Consider the following 14,437-nt stretch of genomic DNA (forward strand, 5'->3'; position numbering starts at 1 on the left):
ATTAATGTTCATTGTCTTAAATCATTTAATTACCGGTGATATACACATATCGTTGAATCCCTATATCACCATGTAGTATCATCTTCGAAATCCAGCAGTGACGGATCAACCGGTTCTGCCTTCATAACAGTTCTCATGAACTCGTTAAACTCTGATCTCATATCCTTACGTGATACGGTTCTTGGATCCATAAGGTCGTGGCTGCACCACAAAAGCTTGATGCCTCTCTCCCTTGCCTGATCCTCGAACAGTCCCTGAACAGTAGCCATGTTCTTGCAGGATACGTGCTGATACATAAGTACGAAGTCTACGTTCCATGCCTCGCACTGTCTCCAGAGCTCTGTAACAACGTGGTCATATCCACCGTTGGTGTGTCTTCTCATTACCATTCTCTCGTAGAGTCTTGAAAGATCCTTGAGAGCTTCTTCCTTATCCTCGGTCTCAAGAGGCTTGGTGAAGTTCAATGACTCCATCTCTACCAGGATATCTACGCCCCAGCAGTTAGCCGCCCAGTTGGAGAAGTTTGCATAGTAGTGAGCAGGTATTGACCAAACGATTGCTCTGTATTTCATCTTGCCGCGCCATGCTTCATCCCTGTTCTCATAAGCCTTGAGCATGAGCTTATCAACCTTCTTGAAGGTTGAGATGATTCTGGGATCGAGACCTCCGTCCATCTCGTAGTTCCACTTGCGGAACAGCTCGTAGCATGGTCCGATGAGCTGAGGATAAGGGGTCTGGTTGATCTCCCATTTCTGGAGCTCATACTTGGTCTCTTCGTTAAATCTCTTCATGGCAGCAAAGTAAGCATCCCAGTTCCACTTTGCACCTGTATTGTCTTCGATAAACTTGATGCAGCCCTTAATGTCTTTTACCGCTGCATCCATAATGGACTCGTCCTCATATCTGACCGGGAATGCCAGATGATATGTGGGAAGGTCCTTAAATCTGCGGCTTGTATAAGAGGAAGCCATAACAGATCCGTCACAAGGCATTGAGCTGGAGATGAAGCATGCTCCCATGTGAGGAAGAGCATCCACAACTACCGCTCCGCACTCTGATGAAGGAACCGGGCAGGTATCTGACGGAAGTCCGTAGGATTCGATCGCGTCAATGTATGGCATACATGCCAGCTGGTCGATCTCAGAGAGAAGGAATACCGGCATCAGCTGATAAGGAATACCGATGAGGTCCGGGAATCCTGCCATTATCTGTGACATTGTCATCTCGTCAAAAAGAACTATCTTCTTGGAGAGGTCTGTGCTGTTACCAACCTTCTCATCTGCCTTCATAAGAAGAACCAGGTTCTCAGCAACGTATCTGAATATTGCATAGATGAGCTCGTGGTGCATCTTAAGAGCTCTTCCTCTAAGTCCCATGGTGTTCTTGTCCATGAAGGAGTGACAGCAGAAGTATGAGATCATCCATCTGTAATGTGTTGCTCCCATAAGGGCAGGTACCAGGTCTTTTGAGAAAGTTGCAAGAAGCATTCCCCACATTCTGGTCCACTCATAGAAGTCAACTCCGGTGTCCTTTATACCTCTCCACTCTCGCCTTACTGTGGCCATCTTGCCGTTGGCGTAGAGCTTACCAAGCTGTTTCTCACCGTTAAGGACAAGGTCTTTTACTTCTTCGGGAGACATATTCTTTAGAAGATTTACTTCATGGGTAATGCGCTTTTTAAGTCCCTTGGCGTCCTTACCTGCAGCTGCTGCAACGTCTTTCCAGTCGGTCTCTTTAACCAGCTCTCCGACGATGCCTGCGATCTCCTTCATATTTTCAGCCTGGGCTTTCCAGTCGATGTGGTCTTTAAGTCTGAAATTCTTGGGATCTATGTATTTCATCCAACCACCTCCTGTTCCTGGGCATTTCTTCTGATTCGTTTAATCTCAAGGGCTTCAACAAACGCCTGGAAACGGGTTCGCAGCTGTCCCGAATTGTGTACGTTGTAAGATCTGTCAATGGAGAGAGTCGGCCATCCGTACTCCTCAGTGAGGATATGGCTGGCAAGAGGTCTCTCAAATGCCCAGAAATCACAGTACTTCATCTGCTCAAAGATGATTCCGTCAGCGCCGTACTCTTTGGCGAGTCTGTCAGCAGTATCTCTCCTCTGCTTTATCTTTTCCTCAGCCATGTACCTTGGACACTCGGAAGTCAACATGTAATGTCTTGCTATCTGCTTGACGATATCTTCGTCATCATTGAGCTTAATCTCTTCTCTTCCAGGGAAGGATCCGTAGCAGTATCTGTCGGCTACGACCATCGCTCCTGCTTCCTCGAGAAGTCTTGTAAGATCAAGGTCGTCCACCTCTGATCCGACAATTGCAACTCTTGCTCTGAACCATGGCTTGGGATCAGGCTTTCTTGTCTTTATCTCCTCCAAAGTCTCCTTAAGGAGCGGGAGGATCTTGGCAGTCGGACAGCAGTAGCTCACAAGAGAGATGACATGGAATTCATATCCTGTAATAGGTGGATTCTCCAGCTTTCTGAAGTTTCCGATTTCTGTGACAACTCTGCAGAGTTCGTTGTGTTCCTCTACTGCTTTTCTGATTGCCTCGTCCGATACGTCGGTGCCGAGTTTTTCGTGCATAACATCGAGAACTCTAAGGCGCATCTGTGTTGCAACCTGATCTACGTTGTAGTCCTCTACCTTGTAGGGTACATCGGTGTGAGTTACAAAGAAGTGTGGCTTCTTGTTGCACTCAAGCACTTCAAGATGCTCATAGCATCTGTTCATGGCTGAGCATGCATCAACACCGGCTACACCGTCCAGATATTCATAACCACCCTCGATGCCTCTCTCCAAAAGAGCTCTGGCAAACTCGCAGGTGTAGTTGGACATGTAATATGTGGAAATGTCTATCGAACCTGTACGCGGAGCTCGCATACGGGTTGAAAAACAATTATCAACATTCAGAAGTACCTCCGGCATGTGATAACAGGTGTATCCGATAGCATACTGCCCTTCTGCCTGTGCTTCCTTGACCAGATCGTTGGCTGCATCATCCAATAGATTCTCGAATTTGATTAGATGTTTTAGGTCCTGCACGGCTACCTCCTTTCTATGCCTTTAATAGATTTTTAAATTTTTTAGGGCCTCGTCGGCGCCCTTTAATATTCCGGTATCCTGCGGAAGTTCAAAGATGCTGCGTCCTTCCATGTCGTTCTCCGTCATGGCATCATCCTGAGGGATGACGGACACAACCTTAACTCCCTCAATCTCTTTGTCCTCAATTCTCTCAGGGAACAGTGCCCTGTTTACTATGAGACCGATCTCATCGTACATTACCAGTTCGCCTGCCACGTCTCTGATAGTACCGATGATTTTAAGACCCTTCTGACTCTGATCCGATACACACACAAGGTGGGTTACCTTCTCCAGAACTCTTCTGTTGATCTGCTCAATTCCTGCCTCTCCGTCAATCACCACGTAGTCAAAATCATCTACAAGCATCTCGATGACCTTCTTAAGATAAGTATTGATGGCGCAGTAGCATCCGGCCGCCTCCGGCCTTCCGATAGCAAGAAATGCAAATCCTCTCTGCTCAGCCATGGCATCATAGAGCCTGAACTTGGCTTCTGCCAGGATATCCTGGGTATCCCTTAGTTTACCGGTAACATCCTCTGCCACTCTCTTTCTTATCTGGTCCAGAGTCTCAGTGACTTCTACCCCAAGAGCGACAGAAAGACCCACCGCCGGATCTGCATCAATAGCCAGAATTTTGGCGTCGGGTCTTTTTTCAGTAAGGAGTCTTACAATAGCAGCAGAAAGAGACGTCTTGCCAACGCCACCTTTGCCCGCTAATGCGATAACAACTGTATTATGTGTCATAAATCCCCCTCGTAGAGTTAATTACCCTGCTCTTATATTATAAAGGATTGTATAATTTCTACAAGAGTATTACCTTATTCTTTTAACTTTTTGTGATATATGTTATTATAGCCTTGATGATATAGTGCATGTTTTTAAGCAAAATGCCTTGCGGTGTTTTTGCTTTTTTAATCTTCAAGAGGGGGAAACCAAATACATGAAAGATCTCGTGCATATCTTTGAGCTCGAAGACCTTTTGCAGGAAGCCAACAATCCGCTTGTCCGCCAGGCAAAAGCTGACGGAAAGCGCGCTCTTGGTTATACCTGCTATTTCATGCCGGAAGTTCTTTTGGACCTTCCGGGATGTTTTTCAGTGCGTCTTCGTGCACCTCGTAGTGGATCGCCTGATATGGCAACCTACTACATGACCAACCGTACCTGTATGTACGGACGTTGCCTTTTAGAGAGGGCTCTTGAGGGAGGCTTCAACTTCCTTGACGCCGAAATGGCAACAGAAACCTGTACTGTGACCTGTAGGTTCCAGGAGCATCTCCAGCTTATGGACATCATCAAGAATCCTGATTTCTTCTGCGAATTCACCGATGTTCCATTCAAGAAAAACGAGAACTCCATTGACCACTATGTAGGCCAGTTACAGGCTCACGTGCTGGATAAGTTAAAAGAGCACTTCGACATCGACACTTCTGATGAAGCTCTTTTAAAAGCTATCGAGCAGCACAATGAGGTTTGCCGTCTCATTCAGGAGATCGGCAGCTACAGAAAGCTCGACGAACCCACCATCACAGGTTGGGAATTCTCCGTCATCCAGCTGGCAACTCTTGTATGTCCCAAGTACCTTATCATCGATAAGTTAAAAGACATCGCAGAAGAGCTCAAGACCAGAAAACCCGATGCCAAGAAGAACTACAGAGTAAAGGTTGTTCTTACAGGCTCCGAGGAGGATGATCCTGACTTCATCAAACTCATCGAGGAGTGCGGCGCTCTGGTTGTTGCTGACCGCTACTGCTACGGATCACTTCCCGGAAGAGAAGAGATCGTGGTAAAAGAGGGTGAGACGCCCCTTCGCGCTATCGCACGCCACTACCTTGAGACCAGCGAGTGTCCTCGTTTCATGGATCAGCATATCATGCGTGCTCGTAAGCAGTACCTTGCTGATATTGCCAAGGAATACAAGGCAGACGGTATCATCATTTCACAGATGAAGTTCTGCGAGTACTGGAGCTATGAGCGTACCATCGACACCCTGGTTATCCCAAGAGATTTCGGTTACCCCGTATGTTCTATCGAGAAAGAATATGTAAACAACGCCGTAGGACAGCTAAGAACCAGATTCCAGGCGTTTGTTGAGAGCATCGAGCTCAAGAAAATACAGAAGGAGGGCTGAGGTATATGGCATTCGGACTTAAAGACATAAAAGCAAAATATCGCGAGCTCTTCGTTGTAGAAAAGAGCCCGGAAGAAAAGAATAAACCAAAAGACATAAAAAAAATGGCCAGAGATTTCTGGTATGGCAAGCCACATGAAGAGAGACGTCTTGGTGATCTCTACGTCGGCAACACAGGACTTTACAAGCACCGTGAGTGGCGTGGTGTAAAAGATACCATGTACTACTTCAACATGATCTGGCTTTACAACTACGCTCACATGGTTACTGATATCATGAATTACGGAGGCGGTCCTAAGGGCATTGTTACTTTCGCCAAGGGAACCATGAGATATCGCTGGATGGGTCAGACTTATCTTACAGTTATGCACTGGTTCGACAGAGGTCTTGAAGGTGCAAGAGGCGAGGCCATGAAGGCTTCTGCCTGGCACTATCGCGGAATGGTAAGTGAGACCATCAGACAGTTCATGAGAATGTTTGAGGCCGACAAAAAGCTCAACGGCGGAGAAGAAAACGAGACCTGGAAAAAGACCATTGCCCACAACGAGACGCTCAGTGGAAATATCTTTTACGGCTGGAGAGGTGAGCTCGACGATGTAGCTCTTGAGATGATCCCCTACTTCGTTTCAGTACACGTAAACAACCACACAGTTCTGAACTACATCGACGCAGCGCAGTCCATCGGACTTCCTGCAGATCCATGTCCTATGTGTCAGGCTGAGTACGGACTCTTTGTCCTTGACGATTACCCGGATTACAGCCCGGTAATGCTTACAACGAACGAAGCCTGTGACGGATCCGTTGCAACTTCAGTTCTTCAGGACTGGTTCTTAAACCGTCCGCTCTATGCTATGCCACAGCCTATGCGCTATGACGATCCTCTGGTTCAGAAGAACTGTCAGAAAGAGATCGAAGGTGCATGGAAGTTCGTAGAAGAGAACTTCGGCATCAAGATGGATTGGGATAAGTACGTTAAATATGCACAGAGCTTCAACAAGCTCACCGAGTTTGAGTGGGAGAAATGGGATGTTGCAGCCAACACTCCTTACTATCCTATCACCGGTGTTGCTCAGGCTCTTTACAGAATCTACTACTCACAGGATGGTGACAGACCTATCTGGCACGAGATGGATGCACATGTAAAGCGCATCATGGACAAGTGTGTCAAGAACAAGATCGAGACCTTCCCAAAGACCAGACACCGTGCAATTGCATGGAGCTGCGCACCTCTTTACTACTCACACTGGTGCACATGGGCTTACAACTGCTGGGGTATCAACACCATTATCAACATGGATTCGCTTATGTTCGACCAGTACCTGCGTACCGACACCTACGAGCACGCTCTTGAGGATCTGGCATGGTTCAATGAGAAAGCACCTATGCGTGCAATGGCAGTTGGCGGACATGAGCACATTCTTTCCCTGTTCGATTACATGGAGAGATTCAACTGCGATATGGTCATCATGTACGACCAGCTTCAGTGTAAGGGAATGCAGGGAATCCACGGAGTATTCGAGGACGAATTCCGCAAGCGTAACATCCATGCTATCTGGGTTCCACATGCTCTTCCGGATAAGAGAACAGTATCCCGCGCAGAGATCCGCGATATCATAAACGACTACATGACAACCGTAATGCGCGAGGAGCCACTGGATCCTTCACTTCTTGATTTTGATGACGGAGGCAGCTGGTAATTAAAAGGGAGAGTAATTATGAGTAAAATATTAAAATTCATCTTCAAACTTTTCAGGATTGCAGCACTTATTTATGGCATCCTCTTTGCAGTTTTCTATTTTGATCTGGATGGTAAATTTTTGTACTACATCTGGGAGCCTCTTATGATCAAGCGCTTTGACAACATGAAGCGTCCCGATGCAACTGCAATGCCTTACTCAATGAAGGAAAGCGTAGAAGACACAAGTTTTTAAGAAATTAAAAGAGGCTATCGCACCTGGCGATGGCCTCTTATTTTTTACTCTTATTCACAATCGATCCTGATGACTCCGCCTGTCAGATCAACAAAAGTAAGCTTACCCTTAAAGCTCTTTTTCTCACCCATGAGATCCGTACAGATGACGTTGTCCCCATCGAAGGTTATGGTACTTACGTATTCCATGATCGCCTCATCCGGCTTGGAGTTCTTGTAAACTGTAGAAAGGCACATATCACACCTCCTTCTATCAGTCGTTACTGATAAGATCAAGCGCTGCCTTAAGATTTGCATTTCCTTCGGAAAAGAGCTTTTCCGCCTCCGATACTTTGGCTGCTGCCTCAGCAAATCCAAAGCTCTCTAGCTTATCTGCAAGTTTGTGCAGCTCGTCAGCGTGGCTGGTGTTGTGCTTGTAATTGTAGTCCAAAAGAGCTTTTACCTGCTCCTTGTTCTCCATAGGATGATCATGGTGGTGATGCTCGTGATGATCGTGGTCGTGATGTTCTGCACCATTCTCGTGATCATGCGTATATGTATGAGTATGCTGACTTCCGTCATGCTCATGTGTATATGTATGTGTGTGCTCGCTCATTTATATATCCCCTTACTCAACAGAATTTATCAGATCAAGTGTGGCTTTCTTGATATCGGCGTTAACCTTCAGCGCATTCTCTCTTGAATCCTGATTTGAATAGAAGTAGAACTTGATCTTTGGCTCTGTTCCGCTTGGTCTTATTGCAAACCATGAACCGTTGTCAAGGAACATCCTGATGGCGTTCTGTGGTGGAATGTCTTCGTAGCCGTTTATGTAGTCGATGACCTTTTCTACCTTGGCACCGGCAACTTCTGTGGGAATATTCTCCCTGTAGTACTTCATCATGCGCTGGATACGCTGAGCACCCGGAATTCCTTCGAGCACGATGTTCGGCTCATCCTCAGCGAAGAAACCGTACTTGGCATAGATCTCGCCAAGAACATCCCAAAGGGTCTTGCCCTGTTTGCGGTAGTAAGCTGCTGCCTCTGCAACCAGCATTCCTGCTGAGATTCCGTCCTTGTCTCTGATATCCTCACAAACTGCATATCCAACAGACTCCTCATAACCGAAGAGATACTGATAGCCGTTCTCGTGAAGGTAAGGGATCTTACCACAGATATTCTTAAAGCCTGTCAGAGTCTCGAACATCTCAACTCCGTAAGCCTTTGCCATTATTGTTGAAAGAGTAGATGTAACAATGGACTTAACCATTGCTCCCTTTGCAGGCAGTGTTCCTGCGCTCTTGTGTCCCTCAAGGACATAGTTTACAAGAAGGTAACCTGTCTGGTTTCCGTTAAGAGGAACGTAGTTGCCGTTATCATCCCTGATCTCTATAGCAAATCTGTCAGAGTCGGGGTCGGTAGCCATAAGGAGTTCTGCACCAAACTCTTTTCCATACTTCTCAGAAAGAGCAAAGGCCTTGGGATCCTCGGGATTGGGATATCCGACAGTTGTAAAATCAGGGTCGGGATTCTCCTGCTCGGGAACGATCTTCCAGTTAGTAAAGCCTCTGTCTGTAAGCATCTGCCTGAACGGAATTGATCCGCATCCGTTAAGTGGTGTGTAAACAAGAGGAATTGAAAGATCAAGATCGTCGCCCTCATGAATAGCCAGGGACTCAATCTTGTCCAGGTACTCTCTGTCATACTCCTCACCAAGAACTATGATCTTGCCTGCCTTTACGCCCTCGTCATAGTCGGACTTCCTGATACCGGTCCAGATATCTACCGCGTTGATGCACTCGGTCATTCCGTCTGCAACCTCTGCTGAAACCTGACATCCGTCATCCCAGTAAGCCTTGTAGCCGTTGTAATCCTTGGGGTTGTGGGATGCTGTAATATTGATTCCTGAAACCGTATGAAGGCGTCTTATCATAAATGCCAGCTCAGGTGTAGGGCGAAGGCTCGGGAAGGTATAAACCTTGATGCCGTTAGCCGCAAAGATTCCTGCTGCCAGCTCGGAAAACTCTCTTGAAAAATGTCTGGGATCATGAGCTATGATAACACCTGCATCCATTGCTGCCTGTCCCTTTGAAACAATGTAGTCGGCAACGCCCTGTGAAGCCTTGCCTACAGTTAAGAAATTCATGCGATTGGTTCCTGCTCCAACCTTACCCCTAAGGCCTGCAGTTCCAAATGCAAGATCCTGATAGAATCTCTCTTCCTTTTCCTTCTCATCATCTGCGATGGCAGAAAGCTCAGCTTTTAAGGGATCGCTGTCAGAAAGCTTCTCCATCCACTCTTCATATCTTGACTGATAATCCATATAATAACCCTCCGTCTTAGAACACTTATATCTAATATTTTCGCCCATTGAAAGGGGTTTTGCAACCCCCTAAGGGGAGTCAGTGGGGAGTCAGTGGGGACGGTTCTCTTGGGGAGTCAGTGGGGACGGTTCTCTTTGACTCCCTTGTCAGATAATTAAGAGCGATAAAATTCCCAAACAAAGGGAGTCAAAGAGAACCGTCCCCACTGACTCCCCAAGAGAACCGTCCCCACTGACTCCCCAAGAGAACCGTCCCCACTGACTCCCCATCAACTTACACCCCTTCGCAATCAAACTCCGGTATGAAGCTCTCCGAAGCAGTCTCGCCCTCCTGAACATAGCCGTTTACTACGCCAAGGTTCGATGCGTAATCAACAAGGCTACGATACTCAGCTTCCGTGATCTTCCTGTTGATCTCAGGAAACTTCTCCAGCCCCTCTCCCGGTGTAAACTGATTCATAAGACTTATGTAGATATTATCTCCGTAGGTCTCATAAAGATATTTCGTGATCATCTTGGCCTGTATCAGCATACCCGGCATAAGAAGGTGCCTGACAATCACGCCCTTCTTAATAAGTTCCTGCCCTTTAGCATCCGTCTCAAACACGCACTCAGGGCACTGCCTTACCATCTCCGCAATGGCCGCCCTGGCTGCCTCAGGGTATCCGGGAGCATTGCTGTACCTCACAGCATCTTCCTCCCTGATGTACTTAAAGTCCGGAAGATAAATATCAATCAGCCCCTCAAGACGTTTCACGCTCTCGATATTCAGGTACGAAGATGTATTAAACAGGAACGGAATCTTAATCCCCTGATCCTTGGCTCTCTCGATTGCATCTGCAATTGTAGGGATAAACATGTCCCCCGTCACGAGATTTATATTGTTTGCACCTCTCTCCTGCTGCTCAAAGAATATCTCCACGAGGCGCTCCGTCGATATGAATTTCCCGACTTCTCCCCGGCTGATCTTCCTGTTCTGACAAAAGACACATCCCATGTTACAGCCTGAAAAGAACACCGTACCTGACCCGGACGTACCGGAAATACAGGGCTCCTCCCACATATGGAGAGCAGCCCTTGATACGTGCAAAGTATTCAGTTCCCTGCAATAGCCCCTTGTGGTGGTTCTGTCCACCATGCAGTTCCTGGGGCATAACCTGCAGGATAAGTAGTCTTTATCTATGTCTTTCATAATGTAAATTATACAACATTACGACGCGCTGACAAACTGCGCCGAGTAGAGTTCGTAGTAGGCTCCTCTTCTTGCCATCAGGCTCTCGTGGTCACCCCACTCAAGGATTCCACCGTCATCAATAACAAATATCTTGTCCGCATTCTTGATGGTGGAAAGCCTATGTGCAACCACAAATGAAGTTCTCTTTTTAAGAAGCTCCTCTATTCCCTGCTGAACCAGGATCTCAGTCCTGGTGTCGATGCTAGCCGTGGCTTCATCCAGGATCAGGATCTTGGGATCTGTTAAAAGAGTTCTCGCAAAAGCCACAAGCTGCCTCTGCCCGTTGGAGAGTCCGCCTCCTCTCTCTGTGATCACAGTGTCATACCCCTTCTCCATCTGCGAGATAAAATCATGGGCATGTACAGCCTTTGATACCGCCAGCATCTCTTCATCCGTGGCATCAGGTCTTCCGTACTTGATGTTGTCCCTGATGGTTCCGGAAAAGAGATAGTTGTCCTGAGTCATGATTCCCAGCTGATTTCTAAGTGACTGGATTGTCACCTTGCTGATGTCATATCCATCCACAAGAACTCTTCCGCTCTTAGTGTTATAGAACCTGCTGATAAGACTCACAATGGTTGTCTTACCTGCTCCTGTCGGTCCAACAAGGGCAATGGTCTCTCCCTTCTTAGCCTTAAAGCTGACATCGTGGAGAATGTCCACATCCGGCTCATCGGGGTAAGCAAAGGTCACGTGGTCAAACTCAACATTTCCCTCAATCTCAGGAAGGTCGATAGCTCTTTCTCCATCCTTAACAAGAGGATCCATATCCATGATCTCGTAAACTCTCTCAGCAGAAGAAAGGTTAGTAATCAGCTTGTTGTAGTAGTTGGCAAGATTCCTGATAGGACTAAAGAACATGCCAAGATAGAGAACAAAAGCTGAAAGCGTACCTATGGACTCCGGCTGAACATTGAGCTTTGTAACTGCCAGATAGTAAAGTGTCGCCGTTCCAAGTCCGCCTGCAATCTCGATTGTAGGGCTGTAGATATCTGTTATAACTACCGCATTTCTGAAGGCTTTAATAACCTCATTAACAAGTCCGTCGAACTCCTTTGAGGACTCCTCCTGAGCATTGAAGCTCTGGATAATGGATACACCTTCAATTCCCTCATGGATGTATGCTGTCATGTTAGAATCTTTCTTTTTCCAGATCTGCCATCTCTTGTGGGCGAGGATCTCGCAGAAGTAAAGTCCCAGCATGATGATCGGAACTGCAACTGCCGCAGACAGCGACAGAACCGGGCTCTTTACGATCATGATAGCCAGTATCGCAACAAGCATCACAGCCTCAGGTGCCAGGGTCGTAATAGTGCTTGAGAGAACCTCTTTTAACGCATTGACATCGCCCGTGATCCTGGCCAGGATCTTGCCGGATGGTCTCTGGTCAAAAAAGTCTACTCCCAGCTCCTGAATATGAACATAGAGCCTTCTTCTGATGTTCATGATCATGTCGTTGGAGATCACAGCCATTATGCGTCTCCAGATCCTGGTGGCTGCGTAGTTCACAAAGGCCAGAACTATCATAAATCCGGCCATGGTAAAAAGGCCCCGGACATTTCCATCTATGATCTCATCATCAATTACTTTTTCTATCAGCAGAGGATAAGTGGTCTGGATGGCAACCGTCACCAGAATAAGTCCGGTTACCAGCACATTTTTCCCCCTATATTCCAGAAGATTCTTAAGAAGTCTCTTTAGGACGTCAAGCTTAAGGCTCTCCTTTAAATCCTCATCCTCTCTGGTGCTGTTAATAGCCATTTATGCACCTCCTTACTCATTTACCGCAAGAGCATTCCTGTAGTCTCCGTACTGGGCTTCGTAGGTGCTGTAGTACAGTCCCCTCTTTCCGATGAGCTCAGCATGGGTTCCTCTCTCTCTTACTCTTCCGTTTTCCAAAACTATGATCTCATCTGCGTCTTTAACCGATGATATACGGTGACCGATGATGATCTTACTCATGTCTTTTTTCTTTAAAAGCTCCTGCTGGATCGCAGCTTCCGTCTCCATATCAAGAGCAGATGTGGAGTCATCAAGAACCAGAAGATCTGCCTTCTTTGCAAGTGCTCTCGCAATTGAAAGTCTCTGCTTCTGACCGCCGGACAAACCAATGCCTCTCTCTCCGATAACCGCCTCGTAGCTATCGGTTATCTTCTCGACAAAGTCTTTTGCATGGGCACTCTTAATGGCATTTCTTACCGTCACCTCGTCCATGCTGTCCTTAAAACCAAGCCTTACATTCTCAGTGATAGTGTCGGAGAAAAGAAATACATCCTGGGTTACCACTGATGAAAAGGCCCTTACATCACTAAGTGGCATGTCCTTAATGTCTTTTCCCTCGATGCGAATGCATCCGTCTGTCACGTCATAGAATCTCTCAAGCAGGTTGACGATGGTACTCTTTCCCGCACCCGTTGCGCCCATGATACCGAGAGTCTTTCCTTTTTCTATGGTAAAAGACACATCCTCTAAAATGGGCTTATCGTCGATGGCAAAGCTGACGTTCTCAAAGCTGATCTGCCCGGGAGCGTTTGCTGCTTCCGAAAGCTCTTTTCCCGAAGGATCGGTGATATCGGGTGTTGTGCCAAGAACCTTGGAGATCTTCTTGTAGCCTGCAAGTCCCTGAGAAACCAGGGAAAGCATCCAGCCAAGGTTCTCGATGGGCCATACGATGTTGATTGAATATGACACGAATGCCACAAGTGTTCCGTAGGTTATGCTTCCTTTGATCGCCGCATAGCCGCCTATAGCAACCACAGCCACCTGCATAACCTTCGGTATAAGGCCGATGAGCGGATCAGAGTCTGCAAGGTCAGAGGCAAACTTCTTGTTGGCCTTAGCGTAGTCGAGGTTCTTCTCATCGAACTTCTTCATCTCGGTGCCTTCGGCAGAAAAAGCCTTAACGGTCCTTACGCCTGAGATGTTCTCCTCAACTACCTTGGTAAGGGCTGCGTTTCTCTCACTGATATCGTCGTAATCCTTGCTAAGTGTCTTTTCCAGATGAAGGGCCACATAGGCAAGGAAAGGCATAAATACCAAAGGCACAAGGCTGAGCTTCCAGTTGAGCCTGATCATGCAGATGACAACTCCGATGAAGTAAACTGTCGCCTCTGTCAGCAGCATTCCAACAAATCCGGTCAGATCCCAGACTGCTCCGGCGTCGTCCTTGACTCTTGCCATGAGTTCGCCGGTGTTGGTCTTGTCAAAATATCCCTTGTGGAGCGTGAAGATATGCTTCATCATATCTTTTCTAAGGCCGGATGCCACCCGACATCCCGACATATCACAAAGGAACTCTTTTACGAACTGGAAGAAAGCTCTTCCCAGGCCTGCTGCCACAAACAGAAGTATGTCTCTTCTGAAGATATCCATGTTTCTTCCGACGATAACATCATCTACCATGGAAAGTGTTACGAAGGGAAGAAGCACATCGATTGCTGTGCTGCATATAAGTGATATTCCGCCGAGGGTATATCTCCACCAGTTCCTTATCAAATACTTTTTCATAATTATCACATCCTCATATAAAAACAGCGGTAGAGCCCGGAGACCCTACCGCCATAAACAGCCATAAAAATAGCGTGGTCTCCATGCGGATACCACGCCTGATTGCTTCTAGATAAATACAATTACTGAGCAAACTCCTGCGAGGTAACCACAATTTCCATATTCACTGCTACATAATTTCTAGTCTTTAACATTGTTCTTACCTCCTTTCTTAGTTTGCTTTGCTACAAGTAATTATTACATTATGCTAA

General features: G+C 46.9%; 12 protein-coding genes. 3 read left to right on the top strand and 9 right to left on the bottom strand.

Going from position 1 to position 14,437, the window contains the following annotated elements; genetic code table 11:
- Positions 1-65: 65 nt before the first annotated feature.
- From G589_RS0104855 to G589_RS0104865, 3 genes are read right to left on the bottom strand one after another with little or no spacing between them, the layout of a single operon-like run.
- Complete coding sequence (locus G589_RS0104855; RefSeq protein ID WP_242826420.1) at positions 66-1,841, bottom strand: 2-hydroxyacyl-CoA dehydratase family protein; 1,776 nt, start codon at positions 1,839-1,841, stop codon at positions 66-68.
- A complete protein-coding gene (locus G589_RS0104860; protein WP_026521289.1) occupies positions 1,838-3,046 on the bottom strand; it encodes a 2-hydroxyacyl-CoA dehydratase family protein in 1,209 nt (402 codons plus the stop codon). Before G589_RS0104860 ends, G589_RS0104855 begins: the two co-directional genes overlap by 4 nt.
- A 21-nt stretch (positions 3,047-3,067) precedes the next feature.
- Entirely contained in the window at positions 3,068-3,829 is a 762-nt protein-coding gene (locus tag G589_RS0104865; protein ID WP_026521290.1) for an ATP-binding protein, read from the bottom strand.
- 196 nt (positions 3,830-4,025) lie between these two features.
- On the opposite strand from G589_RS0104865, the gene G589_RS0104870 reads away from it, so the two are divergent.
- The 3 genes from G589_RS0104870 to G589_RS0104880 are packed head-to-tail and all read left to right on the top strand — an operon-like array spanning position 4,026 to position 7,144.
- Positions 4,026-5,213 carry a 2-hydroxyacyl-CoA dehydratase family protein gene (locus G589_RS0104870; RefSeq protein WP_022767787.1) on the top strand — a complete coding sequence of 396 codons (1,188 nt, stop codon included), beginning with the start codon at positions 4,026-4,028 and terminating at the stop codon, positions 5,211-5,213.
- A gap of 5 nt (positions 5,214-5,218) precedes the next feature.
- On the top strand, positions 5,219-6,910 hold the full coding sequence (locus G589_RS0104875; protein WP_026521291.1) for a 2-hydroxyacyl-CoA dehydratase family protein: 1,692 nt from the start codon (positions 5,219-5,221) through the stop codon (positions 6,908-6,910).
- Between the two features lie 18 nt (positions 6,911-6,928).
- Positions 6,929-7,144 (top strand): hypothetical protein, encoded by a 216-nt coding sequence (locus tag G589_RS0104880; RefSeq protein ID WP_026521292.1) that lies wholly within the window; start codon positions 6,929-6,931, stop codon positions 7,142-7,144.
- A gap of 50 nt (positions 7,145-7,194) precedes the next feature.
- Here G589_RS0104880 and G589_RS0104885 read toward each other — a convergent pair whose 3' ends face one another.
- From G589_RS0104885 to G589_RS0104915, 6 genes are all read right to left on the bottom strand, one after another.
- Positions 7,195-7,380, bottom strand: coding sequence for a CooT family nickel-binding protein (locus tag G589_RS0104885; protein WP_022767790.1), 186 nt, complete (start codon positions 7,378-7,380; stop codon positions 7,195-7,197).
- Between the two features lie 16 nt (positions 7,381-7,396).
- Entirely contained in the window at positions 7,397-7,738 is a 342-nt protein-coding gene (locus G589_RS20955; protein WP_051192190.1) for a hypothetical protein, read from the bottom strand.
- Positions 7,739-7,750: 12 nt separating this feature from the next.
- Positions 7,751-9,445: a phospho-sugar mutase gene (locus G589_RS0104900; RefSeq protein ID WP_026521293.1), complete on the bottom strand. Its 1,695-nt coding sequence runs from the start codon at positions 9,443-9,445 to the stop codon at positions 7,751-7,753.
- Positions 9,446-9,719: 274 nt separating this feature from the next.
- The gene (locus G589_RS0104905; protein WP_026521294.1) at positions 9,720-10,637 is read right to left on the bottom strand and encodes a radical SAM protein; all 918 of its coding nucleotides are present in this window, start codon (positions 10,635-10,637) and stop codon (positions 9,720-9,722) included.
- An 18-nt stretch (positions 10,638-10,655) separates the two neighbouring features.
- Entirely contained in the window at positions 10,656-12,440 is a 1,785-nt protein-coding gene (locus G589_RS0104910; RefSeq protein WP_026521295.1) for an ABC transporter ATP-binding protein, read from the bottom strand.
- 12 nt (positions 12,441-12,452) lie between these two features.
- The gene (locus G589_RS0104915) at positions 12,453-14,186 is read right to left on the bottom strand and encodes an ABC transporter ATP-binding protein (RefSeq protein WP_026521296.1); all 1,734 of its coding nucleotides are present in this window, start codon (positions 14,184-14,186) and stop codon (positions 12,453-12,455) included.
- Positions 14,187-14,437 lie beyond the last annotated feature (251 nt).

Source organism: Butyrivibrio sp. VCB2001 (assembly GCF_000423965.1).
In the GTDB taxonomy this organism is placed as follows: domain Bacteria; phylum Bacillota; class Clostridia; order Lachnospirales; family Lachnospiraceae; genus Butyrivibrio.